An 18675-nucleotide genomic window follows, 5' to 3' on the forward strand; every position below is an offset into this window, starting at 1 on the left:
ACAATTAAAGCACTGTATATCAGTGCTTTAATTTTTTATAGGTCCAACAATTTTTTAGATGTTTTTTGGTTACTTTTGTTCAGCCGTAGTATTTATTGCTGATGTAATATTTTTACGGTTTGTCTACTGTCTACTGTCTAGTGTCTATAGTTAATCTCCTTTAAACCTTATATGAAAAGACTGGCTTTAATCCCGCTGTTCTTAGTATGGGTATTATGGGCGGCCGCGCAATCAACGCCGTTTCCAGGATCCCAACCCAATTGGGGGCAAATCGGCCCTTGGGGGAACACAACAAATGGTACGAATTGGGACACGTCTCCCTACAAGCCCTACATTTACAAGGGTATTCCTTTCCGGGCGATGGAGCCCGTGAATTTCAACGCGGCCCGCGCTGAAAAGTATCCCCTTATTCTCTTCCTGCACGGTGCCGGGGAGGGTGGAAACGACAACAACCTGCAACTGAAGCACAGCGGCAAAGAGCAACGCGATGCGGTACAGTCGGGTAAGTTCGAAGGCTTTCTGCTTTATCCGCAAAGCTATTACAGCTCGTGGGGTGGTTCGCTGAACGACTATGTAGTAGAGATTATCAACATTTACATTCGCGACAAGAACGTAGACCCGAACCGGATCTATGTTCACGGTCTTTCCGGCGGTGGCGCCGGAACGTGGATGATGCTGGCAAAGTACCCCAAGGTATTCGCGGCAGGTCTTCCGATGTCGAACGCGCTGACTACTTTGGTGCCCGACATGCCGAAGTTTAAACACGTGCCGCTGTGGTATGCACAAGGCGGCCTGGACAAGGCGCCTCCTCCGTCGGCGGGTGAGTACATGGTGGCTCAGTTTCGTGCTGTAGGCGGTAACGTGCGTTACCAGTTCTTCCCGTATTTGGGCCACGGCACATGGACATCGATGTATGCGATGCCTGACTTCTTCCCCTGGATGCTTTCGAAATCCAAATTGACGATTCGTGTATTTGGCGACAGAACAAACTTCTGTACGGGTCAGACGATCAATGTCAACATGGGCATCACGGCCGGCTTTGACGGCTATGAGTGGAGAAAGAACGGTGTTCTGATGGCCGGTGCTACTTCCAACGAAATTCAAAATAATGGAGCCGGTTCGTATCAGGTACGCTTTAGACGTGGGAATGTATGGACAGTGTGGTCTGAACCCGTGGTATTACAGTATGGAGCTCCTTCGCCGACGCCGGTTATTCTGGCCTCTGGCGGAACAACGTTCCCGGCACTCGACGGTCGCACATCGGTTACGCTGTCTGCTCCTGAAGGGAAAGAAGTTTACCTGTGGTCTACCGGTGCTACAACACAAAGCATTACGGTAAGCGCCGCTGGTAACTATACCGTAAAAGCTACTGACTTCAATGGTTGCGAGAGTGCAGTTTCTGCGGCTGCCGTCGTAACGACTACCAATGCTGCGGGTTCGCCGGTGGCGCCTACAGGCCTGGTGGCAAGCTCTGCCTCTGAAACACAAATCCACGTGAGCTGGCTCTACAGTGCCACGAATCATAAGAAATTTGAGGTATATCGTGCAAAAGGCACCGACGCGGGGCCGTATACGCTGCTGGCCATTCCCGAGAAAGATGAGCGCGAGTACTTCGATGATGAACTCGAACCCAACACGGCTTATTTCTATAAGGTACGCGCGATCAACGACCAGGGTGGTTCAGCCTATGCTGGTATCGATGCCTTTACATTTAAGGACGTAGAAGCGCCAACCATTCCTACGGAGTTCGCTGTTACCAGCACTTCGGAAAAGAGCGTCACGCTGAAATGGAAATCATCTGTTGATAACATCGACGGCCTGGGTTCACTTACCTACGACCTGAAAGTGAACGGTCAGTCGATGACGATGAACAGCGCGAACACCATTTATTTCCCCAACAACGTAGCGCAAGGTAAGCCGGGCAACCAGTCTACCAGCGAGGCAACCAACCGTCTGGCTACTGCTGCTTTGGACGGTAACCTGAACTCCTATTGGTCAAGTGCCGCCGGTACCCTGGAACAACAGGACTGGATGTATGTCGACCTGGGCGAGCCCTACAACGTGAATTCCGTGAACCTTCGCTGGACTTCGGACTATGCTGTAGGCTATAAGGTTCAAATTTCCAGCGACGCTGCTGCGTGGAGCGATCTACAAACAGTTTCTGGTAACGCCGCAGTCGTCAACAACTTTGTTGGCCTGACTGGCACCGGACGTTATGTACGTGTACTGGCGACGCTCCGCCGCGGTAATAATAACCGCGTACGCCTGGCCGAACTGAACGTATACGGTAATAAGGTTGCCGGTGGTGACCAGACTTATATCGGCGCGGTGTTGAAGAATCTCAACCCGCTGTCCGTTTATACCTTCAGCCTCGCGGCACGCGATGCGTCCGGTAACGCATCGGGTTATACTTCGCAGCTCTCGGCTTCGACCATCAACACGGGGCTGACGTACGACTATTACGAGACGTCCGTCACGACGCTTTCCGCCCTGGCGAACGTATCGCCGCTCAGGAGTGGCACGGTGCCGAATTTCTCGCTTGCTCCCAGAACTTCTGGCAGAACGGGTGATTTCGCCTTTATCTACAAAGGTTTCATTACGGTGCCGACACAAGGCCTGTATACCTTCTATACCACATCGGTGGATGGTAGCAACCTGTACATCTCCGACTACCTGATTGTGAACAACGACCTGGTGCATGCTTCTCAAGAGCGGTCGGGCCAGATCGTACTGGCACCGGGTACATATCCTATCCGTGTAGATTATTTTAAGAGAGGTTCGGGTACGCTCCAGTTGGAAGTTCGGTACGAGGGCCCTGGTATCACCAAGGTGCTGATTCCGGATGCTGCCATGAACAGCACATTTACACCGCCGGCGAAGCCTACAGGACCGACCAGCATCACCGCGGTGGCGGCATCACATAAGTCTGTCCAGCTGGATTGGCAATACAGTGGTGCGGCAACGACAGGTTTTGAAATCTATCGCAGCACAACCCGCAATGGTACGTACGCACTTGTCGGCACAGCTGCTGGTTCAGCCCGCACGTATACGGATGCTAACAATCTTACGCCACTGACGCAATATTTCTACAAGATCAAGTCGATCGGTGGCTCAGGTGAATCAGATCTGATTCAAGGTAATAACCTGAGCGCAGGTCTGGCCTACAAGTATTATGTCGGTAATTACACGACGCTGGCTGAGCCCTTGTTTGGCGGTGTTGCACCGACTTCTACCGGCACATTGCCGAACTACGCGCTGACACCGAAAACACAGAATACCAATTTTGGTTTTGCATTCGAAAGCAACATCACGATTCCGACAGCTGGTGTTTATACATTCTATAACAAGTCGGATGATGGCAGCATGCTGTATATCGACGGTACGGCAGTCGTGAATGACGATTTCACCGACGGTACTACCGAGCGTTCCGGCACGATCACGCTGACGCCCGGTGTTTATCCGATCCGGGTTACATTCCGCCAGAATTCAGGTTCTTCCGCACTGGAAGTACGGTATGCAGGCCCCGGCATTACGAAACAGTTGATACCGAACACGGTCCTGGCACAATTCACCTACCTGGTAGCAACAACACAGGCTATCCCGTCGGCTCCGGCACTGCCCACAGCACTGGCGGCGACTGCCGGTGGTAGCAAGAAGATCAACCTGTCGTGGACTCCTGCCGCAACAACGGAAGGTGTGAAGATCTTCCGTTCGGAAACTTCGGGCGGTGCGTTCACACAGATCGCTTCGGTGAAGAACGTGACGGCATATGCTGACACGACGGTGTTGTCACGCAAGACGTACTATTACAAGCTCAGCGCCTTTAACGATGGAGGCGAATCGGCTCAGACGGCAGCGGTGAACGCGGCTACGCCGAATACTGCGCCGACCGTAGAGGCGATTCCCGACCTGAACATGCTGATCCTCACCAACACCGTGATCGAGGTCAACGCACAGGACGCCGATGGTGATGAATTGCAGTATGCTTTCACGAACCTGCCTTCCTTTGGCACGTTTGAAAACTTCGGCGGTGGCCAGGCCAACCTGACCCTGGCACCGGGCGCGACCCACGCCGGTACGTTTAACAACATTATCCTGACCGTAACAGATGGTTTCGGTGGCATCGCCCGCGATACGTTTAAGATCGTGGTCAATGGCAACCACCTGCCGGTATTCCAAACGGTTGCAAATCAGTCGATCACGGCGGGTAAGACCGTGGTGTTGCCGATTGTGGCAACCGACGGAAACCCGGCTGACGTTCTGACGATCACTTCACAGAACCTGCCTTCGTTCGTTACGATGGCGCCGGTGTCGAATGGCAGAGTTAACCTGACCATTGCGCCGCCACTGGCTGAGCGTGGCACATACAACGATATCCAGCTGATGGTGGATGACGGTCAGGGTGGCGCGACCAGCGTACGCTTTAACCTCGAGGTAAAAGAAGCCAAGACCGGCTACACCGTGTCAATCGACTTCAACGACCGCTTTGACGCGGCGCCTCCAGCCCCCTGGAACGGTACACAACGCTACCCGAACGCCGGCGAAGTGATCAGCAACCTGCTTGACCACGACGGCGCTAACTCAGAGATCTCGTTGACGTTGGAAACTGCGTGGGGTGTAAACTACACCGGCCCGGTAACCGGCGCCAACACGGGTATCTATCCGGACAACGTCATGAAGACTTTCTACTACATCTGGGATAACCGTGTAGAGTCGATCAAGATTGGCGGTCTGAACCCGAGCCTGAAGTATGCTTTCAAAATGCACGCGGGTACTACAAACGCTTCGGTAGGCGGTTCTACCCTCTACACGATCGGTACGCAGACGGCCCTGCTGAACCCGCTGAACAATACAGCCAACATAGCGACGATCAGCGATATTACCCCTGACGTGAATGGTAACGTGTGGCTGAAAGTGCAAACCGGCCCTGGCGCGATCTATAGCTACGTAAACGCAATGCAGATCATTGCATCGTTCGACGACGGTCTGCCTCCGGCTACACCGACCGACGCGGTAGCCGCGATCTCGGCACAGCAAAACTCGGTGGCCCTGACCTGGAAAGACAACTCGCCGAGCGAAACCGGCTTCAAAGTCTTCCGCTCATTGACAACAACCGAAGCGGACTACGCAGAGGTGGCTTCCCTGCCGGCAAACAGCCAGGAATATGAGGACGTAGCGATCGCTTCGAACACGACGTATTATTATAAGGTATCGTCTTCGAATACTTACGGTACATCGGCCTACAGCAACGTGGCTACTATTACAACGCCTGTATTGGCGCCTTCACTGACGCTGAGCTCTGACTCTGTGTCAATGGAAGCCACACAATCGGTGGTCATCAACATTACTTCGACGGACGCCGGCAACCAGGCGGTGACGATCTCGGCTACAGGCCTGCCTTCGTTCGCACAATTTGCGACCACGGGTGCGGGTACTGCTACGCTGACGCTGCTGCCGGGTGTAAACGATCTGGGCGATTTCACCGCTACGATCACGACTCAAAACACAGGTGGTGCTTCCAGCGCACGTACGGTGAAGATCAACGTGACGCCGAAGCAGGTGAAGATCATATACGTGAACTTCAACTCCAGCGACCCTGCCGGTACTCCCTGGAACAACACGAACCTGGCACCCCTTGCCAATGCTACTTTCAGCAACCTGAAAGACGCGCAAGGTGTTGTTAGCGGCCTCACGATCAAGTTTATCGAATCTTGGGGTGGTGTAAACAACGTCGGTACGGTAACCGGTAACAACTCCGGAATCTATCCCGACGCTGTTATGAAAACACAGTTCTGGGAGTCGACAAACAACGTGAAGAACGTTCAGGTAAGCGGCCTGGATCCTCAGAAAGTATACGACTTCTCGTTCTTTGGTAGCCGCGAGGGTACTGGTGACAGAACTACTGTATACACGATTGGTACCAAGTCTGTATCCCTGAACGCTTCAAACAACACAACACAAACGGCTGACATCAGCGGTATCATTGCACCGAGTGGTACGATTACCTTCCAGGTACAAAAAACCGCTGCGTCGAGCTTTGCTTACCTGAACGCCCTGGTGATACGTGCGTATGGTCAGTCGGCCGTACCGGAAGCGCCGACCAACGTTGCAGCCAAGGCGAAGCACAAGACCAAGGACGCTATCGAGCTGAAGTGGGTAGACCGCTCTTACAATGAGACGGGCTTTGAGATCTACCGCGCGACGCTGGCGAATCCTACCTTCGCGTTGGTAGGTACAACCGGTGCTGATGTATCGACATACACCGATGGCTCGCTGCAAAGCAACACCACGTACCAGTATAAGGTCCGTGCCATCAATGGTAGCTCGGCATCGGTTTACAGCAACGTAGCCAGCGCAACGACGATCCTGTACTATGTGTACATGAACTGCAATAACGGTTACAACGTGGGAACTCCCTGGAACAACCTGAGCTTTGGCCCTCCGATCCCCGGCTCGAACAGGACAAACCTGCGGGATGACGCCGGTGTCCAAACAACTGTATCATTTAGAGTAGTAGAGCATCCGAGCGGAACCACCTTTGGCGGTGCGAACCCTTTCGGTAGGATGACCGGTAATAACTCGGGTATCTATCCGGACGATGTACTGCGTACGTTCTTCTTCACAGAAGCAACCGAAACCGCCCGCGTGGTGATCGGCGGTCTGTCACAGAACTACAAATACAACTTTGTATTCTTTGGTAGCCGTGATGGTGACGGCAACCGTGCCACGAACTACACCATTGGAGGTACAACAGTAACACTCAATGCAGCCCTCAACACCAGCGCTACGGTTCAGATCGATGCGATCCAGCCGGCGGCTGACGGTACAGTGACATTCGACATGGTGTCGGCTCCGGGTTCTGTATACGGCTACCTGAACTCCCTGGTATTGGAAGTATACACCGAAGTACCGATCGTAGGTGGTAGTGCGAATGCCAGAACAGCGAGCACTGAGGTTCTGGCTGAAGAGTCGGTCGCTTTCAGCGCGTCTCCGAACCCCTTCCAGTCTGACCTGAGCATCTCGATCAACGGCATCGGCGAAGCCACCAGCTTCAACGTGTCGCTGCTCAACCAACTGGGCATGAGCATGCACGAAGAAACGTTTGGTCTGGATCGACTGGATTCCGGCAGCGGAGACCTGCGCTTCACGCTGAGTAACCTCGATGTTCCGGCAGGTATCTACTTCGTGAACATTGCGACGAACACCAACGTACGGAAAGTGATCCGCGTGGTGAAACGATAATCGCCATAAGCGAATACTAAAAAAGCCATCCGGTAAATTCCGGATGGCTTTTTGTTTTTAATAAGGGCAGCGATTGGCTGCCTTTCGTTTATCGTACAGATTATAGGTTGCCGCGTAGCTCCTGCTCGCGTTCGATGGATTCAAACAGAGCTTTGAAGTTACCTTTGCCAAACGACTTGGCCCCGTTTCGCTCGATGATCTCGAAGAACAGTGTAGGGCGGTCCTGGATCGGTTTGGTAAAGATTTGAAGTAAGTAGCCTTCTTCATCCCGGTCGATGAGGATGTTCTGTTTCTTCAGCTCCTGGAGGTCTTCGTTGATCGTTCCTACGCGGTCCAGCACATCCTCATAATAATTGTCGGGAACGTACAGAAACTCTACACCACGTTCGCGCAGGGCACCGACAGTATGAATGATGTCGTCCGTTGCGATGGCGATGTGTTGTACGCCGGGACCTTTGTAGAAGTCGAGGTACTCTTCGATCTGTGATTTCTTTTTGCCGTCGGCCGGCTCGTTGATGGGGAACTTGATATAGCCGTTACCGTTGGATACAACCTTTGACATCAGGGCGCTGTACTCGGTAGAGATGTCGCTGTCGTCGAACGTTACCAGCAGCTCGAAGCCCATGACCTTCTCGTAAAACCCTACCCACTCGTTCATTTTGCCCAGCTCGACGTTGCCTACGCAGTGATCGATGTATTTTAAGCCGATGGGTGTCGTCTTGAATGTGCTCTTGCGGGGTTTGTAGCCAGGCAAGAAAGGGCCAGTGTAGTTCTTTCGCTCCACGAAAGTGTGAATAGTTTCGCCGTAGGTTTTGATCGATGCCATGACCACTTCGCCAAACTCGTCTTTAAGCACCGTGGGCTCGGCGGCCGGCTCGGCTCCGCGCGTGACGGTTTCCATAAAAGACTTGCGGGCGTCGTCAACCCAGAGGGCCAGCACCTTCACGCCATCGCCGTGCTTGCTTACGTGATCCGCAATAGGCGAGGAGGGTTGCAGGGCGGTGGTCAGGACAAAACGTATTTTGTTTTGTTGTAACACGTAGGAGGCCTTTTCGCGTACGCCCGTTTCCGGACCTGCATACGCTACCAGCTCGAAGCCAAGGCAGTGCTGATAATATAGCGCGGTTTGTTTGGCGTTGCCGACGTAAAATTCGATATGGTCGGTGCCATTAATGGGAAGGAAATCCTCTTTCATTCTTTTAACAATTAGGGTTGGTCTCTAACAATCGTTGTTTAGGTAAAAGTACAGGTTCACTGGCCGGGAGTAAAGCGATACAAAGGAGATTCCGTCAAATGGCTTTTTGGGCGCTTTTATTGGCAAAGCCTTTGGCAAACGGGCCAGGAGGCAGAATTTTATAGTGGCTTACCGATGATTTTTTTTTGGTGCTTTTCAAATCCAATGAATTCTTTAATCTTTGGGGAAAATAATAGCCATGGATATTAAGGCACTTGACAAGGCCCTGCAAGAGATCGTCGCAAAGCGTAAGGAACTGGAAAAGATCGATTATAACAATCCGACGTACGACGACCTGGAAGAAGCACTGCACGACCTGGAGGACGCGTTTCAGGACGAGTACGGCGAGTACCTCGAAGAGGTACTGCAAGAAGTGCATGATACGCTCTGCCCTGATAACGATGTGCTGATGCCGATTGCTTACCTGGGCAAAGGGGTGTTTGTTGAAGTCGACAAGTATGCTGGTAAAGACACCAAGCTTGTATTGGAAGCTAACCCGCCGCGCGTTCTGCTGACCGTGGGTAAAGACAAGCAGGAAGTTGTTTGGACAGCAAAATGATATAAAGCAAAGAGCCTCCGATCGGAGGCTCTTTTAAATGGCTTTACGAATAGCCTAGTTTCTGTCGAACGCGGCCCAGGACCTCCCGCGCGATTACACGCGCTTTTTCTTCGCCTTTTTCCAACTTGCGGTCCAGTTCGTCGAGGTTGCTCATATAGTGATTAAAGGCCTCACGCTCTTTGGCAAACTTCTCGAGGATAAGCTCGTATAGTTCTTGTTTGGCATGGCCATAACCGAAGTTCCCAGCTTCATATTTCGCACGCAGGGCTTGCTTTTGATCGGGTGTCGCCAGCAGGCTATATAAGGTAAACGTCGTGTCTTTGTCAGGATTCTTCGGCGCCTCCATGGGCGTGCTGTCGGAGATAATTGATTTGATTTTTTTCAGCAACTCCTTTTCGGGCAGAAAGATATCGATGGTATTGCCATACGACTTGCTCATCTTCAGTCCATCCGTACCGGGAATGGTTTTGACTTGCTCCTCGATACGCGCTTCGGGTAGAACAAACGTTTCACCGTACGTGCGGTTAAAGCTCGCCGCAATGTCGCGGGCGATCTCGACGTGTTGTAGCTGATCTTTGCCTACCGGTATATAGTTTGCATCGTATAGGATGATATCGGCAGCCATCAGCACGGGGTATGTAAATAAACCCACGTTCACATCCGACAGCCGCTCGGCCTTGTCTTTAAAAGACACGGCGTTCTGCAGCATCGGGAAGGGTGTCATGCAGCTTAGATACCAGGTAAGCTCGCACACTTCGGGTATGCGAGACTGACGATACAGGTAGTTTTTTTCAATATCGAAACCAAAGGCGAGCCATGCCGCTGCCACCGCGCGGACGTTGTTGACACGCGTCTCGGCGTCTTTGATGGTGGTCATGGAGTGTAAGTCGGCAATGAAGAAGAATGATTCATTGCCAGGCTTTTGCGATAGCTCGATGGCAGGCATGATCGCTCCGAGCAAGTTGCCCAGGTGCGGTCGGCCGCTGCTTTGTATACCGGTTAAAATTCTGGCCATAATTGTGCAAAGAAAATAAAATAAAGCAGAATTGAATTAGTTTTAACTTTGCAGTGCTTAAAAATGAAGGTAAATGAAAAAGTTGTTCTTTCTGATGTTTTTAGTGGTGGCAGGCCGTGTGGAGGCGCAGCAGCTCAAGCCGATGCAGTTCCGCGAGGAGATCTTCGACTTCGGCATGGTGGCGGAAGAAGGCGGGCCCGTTGACCATGAATTTGTATTTACCAACGCCAGTGGGCGTCCTGTCAAGATATTAAATGTGCAGGCATCCTGCGGATGCACGACGCCCGGTTGGTCAAAAGACCCTGTGCCGTCCGGCAAGACCGGTTTTATCAAAGCCAGTTATAATCCTAAGGGCAGACCAGGCTATTTCAATAAGACATTGACGGTGACTACCGACCTCGATGCCACGCCCCTGGTATTGCAGATCAAGGGCCAGGTGAGCTCGCAGGCACAGTCTGCCGCGGAGTTTCCGATTGCTGTGGGTAACTGGAAATTAAAGACCGGTTCGTTTAATCTGGGCAAGGTGTACCGGAAAGATGAATTTACAAGCCGTGACTTTCAAGTGATTAATGCGGGCACAAAGGCCATCACCTTCACCGGCAAATATGTGGGGCCGGCGTATATCAAGGTAGATGTAACGCCGAAGGTGCTGGCTCCCGGTGCTAAAGGTAATATCAAGGTCAGCTACAACGGTAAACAGAAAGATTCTTATGGATTTCAGTCCGACAATATTGAGATCACGACAGACGATGAGCTGCAGCCGGTAAAATCTTTTTCAGTATACGCTACGTTGGAAGATTATTTCGAGCCTCTGGGACCGCAAGAGCTGAGCAAGGCGCCGCAGATGAAGCTCAATACCACGTCATTTGAATATGGACGCGTGACGCAAGCCGGCGCCACCCGTGAGCTATTGTTCACCAACACGGGTAAAAAAGACCTGCAGGTTAAGGCCGTGCAAGGCAACTGTACCTGTATTACGGCGCAGGCTAATAAAACGATCGTAAAGCCCGGTGAAAGCAGCTCGATTCGCATTACCTTCCAACCTCAGGATCGCACGGGCACGCTGCAGAAAGCGGTGACGGTGTATTCCAACGACCCGCAGAATCCGGTACAACGTATTACATTCTCGGCATATGCCGACTAAGCCAATAGGCCCGACGATGCAGGCGATACTAAAAAAGCCCATGGGAGTAACCCAGGGGCTTTTTTAGTACATGGCTGTAAAGAGTCTTATGCTTTCAGGTATTTAATGGCTTTTTGTTTTACCATATCACGGTCAGCAGTGATAGAAGGGTCGCTGTATACGTGCTGAGAGATTTCGCCTACTACCGTCTTTTTAAAGCCGAGCTTGTCTGCGATTTGCTCGCAAAATACGATCTCACTACGGAACACCTGGCCGTCCATCTTCATTAATTGGATAAGGTGATACAGGTGTTCGAATTTTTCGTCGTTGGTCAGGCTGGAAATATTGCCGATGGGTTGAGGGTTGCTCAACATGGTATCAACCTCTTCCTTGCTAATGCCGTTTGCTTTGGCAATGATCTGGATGAGTTTTGACTCCCGGTCTGCCACCTTCCGGTCGCTGGCAGCCAAATTGATCAACACATTAAGTTCAGCTTTTTTGTCAAAGATCATAGATGCTCTTGGTTTGAAATGCAAATGTTAGAAAATCGGCTATGAAATTTAGTGTAAAATACGAGGATTTCGTACATCCTCAAAATAATTAACGATGGTGGCCGGTCATGCAACCTTTATATTTGCCGCCGGTCTTTACGACAAATATTTAAACAGCTATGAAGAACATACTCAGCATACTGATACTGGTGATTGGCGTTGCAGAAGTGTTTGGACAGGAATCCCAAACACGGAATGTGGGGGCATTTTCCGGGGTAAAAGTAGCCGAAGGCGTGGATGTGTACCTGCGTAAGGGCGATAAGGAGAGCGTGCGTGTAGAGGTGACAGGTACTAAGCCCGAAAACGTCGTGACCGAAGTATCAGGATCATACCTGAAGGTACATATGCGCGACGGCAATTTTCGCAATAACGTGGATGTAAAGGTATATGTTACGTTTGTCAACCTCGATAAGCTTTCGGCCAGCTCGGCAGGCAGCATCTTCTCGGAAGGCGCGGTGACCGCAAAAGAGCTGGAAATCAGTGCCTCCAGCGCAGGTACGATTGAAGTGGCCCTCGATGCTGAGGCGGTAGAGGTAAACGCATCCAGTGCGGCCGATATTGAGCTGAGCGGTAAGACACGGTCGCTCGCGGTCGAGGCCAGTAGCGCCGGTGAAATCGATGCCTATGGGCTGGAAGCACAAAAAGTGACAGCGGAAACAAGCAGTGCGGGTTCGGTGAAGATCACGGTGGTGACCGAATTGATCGCACACGCCAGCAGCGGTGGCAGCATTCGCTTCCGCGGAAATCCAAGCAAGTCGATTACCGATTCGAGCAGCGGCGGGTCCGTTAAGAAGTCGAACTAATCATTACATCGGGTCGGCATCCAGGATAACCCGGGTGCTGCGAAATTCCTTCTGCTGTGTCAACGATTCGGTGAGCGACAGCAAGGTGCTCTTGATCTGCCCGAGGTTGGCGGTAGCCCGCGGTACCTTGATCAGAATATTCATCAGGAATTGGTTTCGTATTTTCGAAATGGCCGGCTCACCCGGTCCCAGAATATAGACCGAAGCCAGATTGGCACGACAGGCCTCTGCCAGCGTCTCTGCCGCTTGTCGGCATACGCGTTTGTCGGCATGCTTGAGGGTGATCTCGATCAGACGGGAGAACGGCGGATAATGATGTTGTAGCCGGTCGGCCAGTTGCACCTCGTAAAACCCGCGGTAGTCGTGCCGCAGGATAAGTTGCAACAGCGGATGCTCGGGGTCGGAAGTCTGAACGATTACCGTGCCGGGCTTGTCTCTTCGACCGGCGCGGCCACTCACTTGTGTGATCAGCTGGAAGGCCCGCTCATACGAGCGGAAGTCGGGAAAGTGGATCATGCGGTCAGCATGAAAGATGCCGACAAGGCTTACATGGTCGAAGTCAAGCCCTTTGGTGACCATCTGTGTGCCGACCAGAATGTTGGTCTCACCCCGTTCAAATTGATCAATGATCGTTTCGTAACTGTTTTTGGAACGTGTAGTGTCCAGGTCCATGCGCTGTACCTGGGCGTTGGGAAAATGTAAGTTGAGCTCTTCTTCTAATTTTTCGGTTCCATAGCCCACCGTCTTTAGCCGCGCGGAAGTGCAGGTAGGGCATTGCTGCGGCAGATTTTCTTTATATCCGCAATAATGACACACGAGTGCGTGGCGATATTGGTGGTATGTCAGGCTCACGGCGCAGTTTACGCACTTGGGCACCCAGCCGCAATCTTCACAATTTACCATGGGCGAATACCCGCGGCGGTTCTGGAAAATAATGACTTGTTCCCGTTGTTGCAGGGTCTCGTCGATCTTGCGTAGAAGCAGGCTCGTGAAGTCGCCTTTTAGCGTCTTCTGACGCCGTTCGCGGCCAATGTCGGCCAGGACTACCTGCGGCAGCTGCGCGTCGCCATAACGTTTGTCGAGCGTTACAAGGCCATATTTGCCTTGCTGTGCCTGATAGAATGATTCAACGGATGGAGTTGCCGAACCCAGCAATACTTTCGCGTGGTGCATGTGCGCCATCATCATGGCTACGTCGCGGGCGTGATAACGCGGGGCGGGTTCTTGCTGTTTATACGACGAGTCGTGCTCTTCATCCACGATCACCAGTCCGAGGTTGTCGAAGGGAAGCAATATCGATGACCGCACGCCCACGACAAACTTAAAGCGTCCGGATAATACGCCATTCCACACCTCCACCCGCTCGGCGTCGGAGAAACGGGAGTGATATACGCCCATCGTCGTACCAAAGACCTTTTTCAGCCGGTGTACGATCTGTGTGGTGAGCGCAATTTCGGGCAACAGGTATAATGCTTGTGATCCGCCTTCGATCGCCTGACGGATCAGGTTGATATAGATCTCGGTTTTACCGCTGCCGGTAACGCCGTGCAGCAGCGTGTAGTCATGCGTGGTAAACGACTTTAGAATGTCCTGGTGCGCTTGCTGCTGCAGCAGGCTCAGGGGCACAATGGGCGTGCTGCCCACGTCTTCATCGGGAAACCGTGACACGATGACATCAAACTCTTCGAAGACACTGTGTTTAACCAGTGTCTTGATCGATGAATCGGAAAGCTCGGGGTCGTCGGTCAATACTTTACGGGAAAGACCGGCGGAATTGGAGATCGGGTCTTGCATGACGTGTACAAGCTGCAGGTATCGTAATAGTACGGCTTCCTGTAATGGCTTCGTGGCGAGCGTCTGGAATAGGTCTTCCAGTGGCTTGGCCGTTGTGTACGCCGTCGTCAGCCGGATGCGGCGATCGGTCTTGGGGCGATATTTCTCCCGTAATTCTTCGAATAGGATGATGGCTTCCTTGGCAGCAAGCGATTTGAGAATGTTGTAAGGATTTTTTACGCCGAGTAATGTCGCAATGGTCGTATAGTCCATCGATTCGCCGGCGAGCGTGCGCAGCAACAGGGCCTCCTTTTCGGTAAAGGAATATGGTGTTTCTTCAAATGAGAAGGCGGGGTGTAGCTGCACCATGCTTTCGCTGGACAGCTTCAATCCGCTCGGTAAGGCTGCATTTAATACTTCGCCCGCTGTGCAAAGGTAATACGAGGCGATCCAATGGAATAGCCGTAGTTGTACGTCGCTCACGACCGGGAAGGTGTCCAGCAGCTCGAGGATATACTTGGCCTCATATTCCTGCGGTGCTTTCTCGTGTATGGAGGTAATGACACCGGTTACTACCTTGCGCTCGCCGAACGGCACGATGGCACGCTGCCCGACGCGGATGTTTTCCTGGGAGACACGGGGTACGCGGTAAGTGAACAGCCGGGGAATTGGAACGGGGAGAAGGAGCTCGGCAAAAAAAGTCCGGATGTCGTCGTGCTGTTCAAAGATTTCCACCATCAAAAAAGCACATTTTTTCGCCGATAGGCAACGCCCGGGTGGGCCATTTGCTATCCGGGCATACTAAAACGGGCCGACAGCTGTTTATGAGCTTGCTGTACCTTGCGACTGCCCGACTTGCTTTCGATGCGTAGGATTCTGTTGGGTTTTTCTTCATTCCAAAAAAACAGGCACAACACGCCTCCACCGCTTATCAGGGCAAAGGTTTGAACATCGCTTGCCGAGGTGATCTTTTGCAGTGTTTCAAAGGCTTTGCTGCTCAAGGTGATATCGAAAAAGATGAGATTTTCGTCGTGGGCTTCGTACAGTGTACTGACCGATTCCACGGCCGAAGCTCCCAGAAATGGCTGGTCTGCCAGGCAGACTGACTGTGTGATGAGCGAAATGGCCACGGGCATCGGGCGGTCGGAATAACGTGAGCAGGGGAGAATAAAATACAGGCCATCCGGATATTCCTGTTCAACGGGTGAAAATCCCAGGAACAAGAATGTCAGCAGAAGCCCGGCCGCTTTTAAAAGACCTGTCTTTCGTACAAGGGAAACCGTATGGGGGAGTAGGCTTTTCACAGTACATCCGCTGTGCGGCATAGGGAATATACTGTATTCTATGCGGATGTACCAGCAAAGCCGGCGCAATTAGCATAAAAGGCGGCTAATGCCGGATCGAATCCCCCTAGTCGGGGCAGAAAACAGTGTGCGTGAGCGCTCGCGGAGCTAAAGTTCTAACGACGCTGAGTCTGTTGGCGCTTCCACCCGCGCGTTGCCAAGGCTGTCTACCGAGAAGCCGCGAAGGCTATCGGTCAATACCGGAATGGGTGTCTCGGGCCGGCCAAGCTTCTCCTGATATTCGCGGAATTCTTTGGCAAAGATCTCGGGCGTATCGTAGCGGTTGATATTCGACTTGGATTTCAGCATGATGATGATCTCTACCAACTCGTCATCTGAAAACTGCTCGACGGGTTTATAGATAAAACTAAACAGACTGCGGTCGGCCCACGTGCGCAGGCGGGCAATCTTGTGGTTCATGACATAGTCGAAGCACTTCTCGGGCGAGGAGTATTTTTCCATACCGAAACCATACTCCAGATCCTGTAAGCGGCCATCCCATGTGATAGAATCCAGCGCGGGGTTTTCCATGCGTTGGAAATCATATACCAGGTCGCAGAAGCAATGGGCCTTGGTGTCGATGTCGTGTATGCGGAGGACGTAGCGCTCGCCGTAGTTGATAAAGACCTGTTGGGCAAGGGTTGTATGATAGTGATTGGGGAACCGGGCTTCGTAGATACGCATGAAGTTTGCGGGCATCGGCGGAGCGGCGTCGATCTCTTGGGCAAACTCTGTCATCTGTTCCTTCGGCACCAGCAGGTACCAACGGGAGCTGATGAGCCAGTACGCCACACCGATCTCCATGAGCGTAAGAATGGCCGAACTGATTATAAAGTACTTCAGCAGCCGTAGAAACTTCCGGAGCTGTTTAAATCGTACGGCAGGGTCTTGTACGGGTGTGCCGGGCGCTTTGGGAGAAAACGATAACAGGGGAAACTTTTTCTGGCTCATGTGCTTTATTCCGCGGCGAAAATACTAATATTTTGGTTGAGTAGAGGACAGGCTAGGTGTATCATGTCTCAGTTGTTCCAAGGCTTCCGGTACCGTGTATACAGGCAGGCGACAAGCCTTGTTGTAGCAGACGTATACCGTTGTTTTTCCATCGGTTACTGCCTTGTCGGCTATCAGGGGCAAATCGCTGTCGCTGATAGCGCCCATAAACACGGCAAACGGCAGATATTCCCGCTGCAATTCCTTGCGTACATCCTCCAAGTCCGCGCCAAGTAACACGATCTCCGCCATTCCTTTTTCCATTTCCAGGTAAACGGTGGCCCAATAGGCCATATAATTCGGTTCATCCGCGATCAAACGGCTAAATCCGGAGACAAGTGTCCTGGCCTTTTCTTTCCAGTCGTCGCGATTTAATAGCACACCAAGATGCCATAGGTTCTGCGCCATCAGTGCATTGGACGAAGGAATCACGTTGTCGAAGATCTCCTTTTTCCTGGCAATCAAGGCTTCTCCATCGTGTGCGGTGTAGTAAAAACAATGATCGGTGGGGTCGAAGAATAGCGTAAGGGTTGTTTCCAGGAAGAACGCTGCCCGGTGTAGCCAGTATTCGTTAAAGGTTACTTCATAAAGTTTACGATAGGCCTGAATGAGGTATGCATAATCGTCGAGGAAGCCGCGCGTATGCGAACGACGGTCTTTGTAGGACCGGTATACGTGTTGCCCTTCCAGTAGCTCATTTTCCAGGAAGCGCATGTTCTGCTCTGCCAGGGTGAGCAGCTCAGGGGTGCCCAGCGCCCGGTAGGCGTCGGTCAGGCCGACGATTGTCATAGCGTTCCAGGCGGTAATGATCTTATCGTCCAATCCCGGGCGGGGGCGTCCTTCCCGTTTTTGAAGCAGGGTATCTTTGGTCTGTTGCAAGATGGTTTGCCAGGCGGCGGCTGTCAGTTCCTGTTGTTTGAGAAAGTCTTCATCGGGTAGGAGACGCGTCAGGATGTTCTGGCCGTGTTCCCAGTTTCCGGTGGGTTGCGCGGCATAGTACTCGGCTACCAGAGGCGCATGCTCGCCCAGGGCCTCTTCCAAATCACGGTAGGTCCACACGTAGTACTTGCCTTCCTCACCTTCGCTGTCGGCATCGAGGGCGGAATAAAAGCCTCCGGCCGGGCTTGTCATTTCGCGGGTTAGCCAGCCGACGGTTTCGGTAATGACGGTTCGGAATTCGGGGTCGCGGGTTAGGGCATAGGCTTCGGCATATAGACTTAGCAACTGGGCATTGTCGTATAGCATTTTTTCAAAGTGGGGCGCGAACCATTCGCCATCTACGGAGTAGCGTGCAAAGCCGCCGCCAATCTGGTCGTAGATTCCGCCCATGGCGATCTTTTTTAAGGTCAGGAGCGTATGGTGTAGGGCCTCCGGTTGCGCCGTCAGTACATGATAGCGTAGCAGCCATTGCCAGACCGCCGGCATGATAAACTTCGGCGCGCGACTCATGCCGCCCCACACCGCGTCGAACTTGGGCGACAGCTTCTGGTAAAGTCCCTGCGCCACCGCGACAAGCTCGGCTTCTACCGGGGCCTGCCGGAACCGTTCCACATCTGAGCGTAGCAAGTGTAGCCGTAATTCTTCAGCGGTAGCTTCTACCTGCGTCCGGTTAGCCTGGAAAGCAGCGTGCAGGTTGGTAAGTATTTGCGTCCACGACGGCGGGGCGAAATAGGTGCCGCCAAAGAAAGGTTTTTGCTGTGGCGTCAGAAATACATTCAATGGCCAGCCGCCATTGACACCGAGTGCCTGCACGGCGTCCATGTATATCTGGTCAATATCGGGACGCTCTTCGCGGTCTACTTTGATGCAGACAAAGCGCTCGTTCATCACCCGGGCAATGTCTTCGTTCTCGAATGACTCACGTTCCATCACATGGCACCAGTGGCACGAGGAATAGCCTATGCTGACCAGGATAGGTTTGTCCTCTTGCACGGCTTTGGACAACGCCTCGGTGCCCCATTCATACCAGTCGACCGGATTGTGCGCATGTTGCAGCAAGTACGGAGAAGTGGAGTGTATCAGACGGTTGGTGTGTTTCATGG

General features: G+C 52.4%; 11 protein-coding genes. 4 read left to right on the plus strand and 7 right to left on the minus strand.

Annotated elements, in window-relative coordinates:
* Positions 1-171 precede the first annotated feature (171 nt).
* Positions 172-7242 (plus strand): PA14 domain-containing protein, encoded by a 7071-nt coding sequence (locus KK062_RS04370; protein WP_254083031.1) that lies wholly within the window; start codon positions 172-174, stop codon positions 7240-7242.
* A gap of 100 nt (positions 7243-7342) precedes the next feature.
* Here KK062_RS04370 and hppD read toward each other — a convergent pair whose 3' ends face one another.
* Positions 7343-8437, minus strand: coding sequence for a 4-hydroxyphenylpyruvate dioxygenase (gene hppD, locus KK062_RS04375; protein WP_254083032.1), 1095 nt, complete (start codon positions 8435-8437; stop codon positions 7343-7345).
* Between the two features lie 238 nt (positions 8438-8675).
* Between hppD and KK062_RS04380 the strand changes: the two genes are divergently transcribed.
* The gene (locus KK062_RS04380; RefSeq protein WP_254083033.1) at positions 8676-9035 is read left to right on the plus strand and encodes a hypothetical protein; all 360 of its coding nucleotides are present in this window, start codon (positions 8676-8678) and stop codon (positions 9033-9035) included.
* 43 nt (positions 9036-9078) lie between these two features.
* On the opposite strand, the gene trpS is transcribed toward KK062_RS04380, so the two are convergent.
* The gene (gene trpS, locus KK062_RS04385) at positions 9079-10050 is read right to left on the minus strand and encodes a tryptophan--tRNA ligase (protein WP_254083034.1); all 972 of its coding nucleotides are present in this window, start codon (positions 10048-10050) and stop codon (positions 9079-9081) included.
* Positions 10051-10123: 73 nt separating this feature from the next.
* On the opposite strand from trpS, the gene KK062_RS04390 reads away from it, so the two are divergent.
* Complete coding sequence (locus KK062_RS04390) at positions 10124-11194, plus strand: DUF1573 domain-containing protein (RefSeq protein ID WP_254083035.1); 1071 nt, start codon at positions 10124-10126, stop codon at positions 11192-11194.
* An 86-nt stretch (positions 11195-11280) separates the two neighbouring features.
* On the opposite strand, the gene KK062_RS04395 is transcribed toward KK062_RS04390, so the two are convergent.
* Entirely contained in the window at positions 11281-11685 is a 405-nt protein-coding gene (locus tag KK062_RS04395; protein ID WP_254083036.1) for a TerB family tellurite resistance protein, read from the minus strand.
* 158 nt (positions 11686-11843) lie between these two features.
* Between KK062_RS04395 and KK062_RS04400 the strand changes: the two genes are divergently transcribed.
* Positions 11844-12527: a head GIN domain-containing protein gene (locus tag KK062_RS04400; protein ID WP_254083037.1), complete on the plus strand. Its 684-nt coding sequence runs from the start codon at positions 11844-11846 to the stop codon at positions 12525-12527.
* A 3-nt stretch (positions 12528-12530) separates the two neighbouring features.
* On the opposite strand, the gene priA is transcribed toward KK062_RS04400, so the two are convergent.
* The 4 genes from priA to KK062_RS04420 form a co-directional block, all read right to left on the minus strand.
* The gene (priA, locus tag KK062_RS04405; protein ID WP_254083198.1) at positions 12531-15038 is read right to left on the minus strand and encodes a replication restart helicase PriA; all 2508 of its coding nucleotides are present in this window, start codon (positions 15036-15038) and stop codon (positions 12531-12533) included.
* A 50-nt stretch (positions 15039-15088) separates the two neighbouring features.
* On the minus strand, positions 15089-15604 hold the full coding sequence (locus KK062_RS04410) for a hypothetical protein (RefSeq protein WP_254083038.1): 516 nt from the start codon (positions 15602-15604) through the stop codon (positions 15089-15091).
* A 147-nt stretch (positions 15605-15751) separates the two neighbouring features.
* A complete protein-coding gene (locus KK062_RS04415) occupies positions 15752-16594 on the minus strand; it encodes a hypothetical protein (RefSeq protein WP_254083039.1) in 843 nt (280 codons plus the stop codon).
* Between the two features lie 24 nt (positions 16595-16618).
* Positions 16619-18673, minus strand: coding sequence for a thioredoxin domain-containing protein (locus KK062_RS04420; protein WP_254083040.1), 2055 nt, complete (start codon positions 18671-18673; stop codon positions 16619-16621).
* Between the last annotated feature and the right edge of the window lie 2 nt (positions 18674-18675).

The organism is Dawidia cretensis (assembly GCF_018598175.1).
GTDB classification, from domain to species: Bacteria; Bacteroidota; Bacteroidia; order Cytophagales; family Cyclobacteriaceae; genus Ohtaekwangia; species Ohtaekwangia cretensis.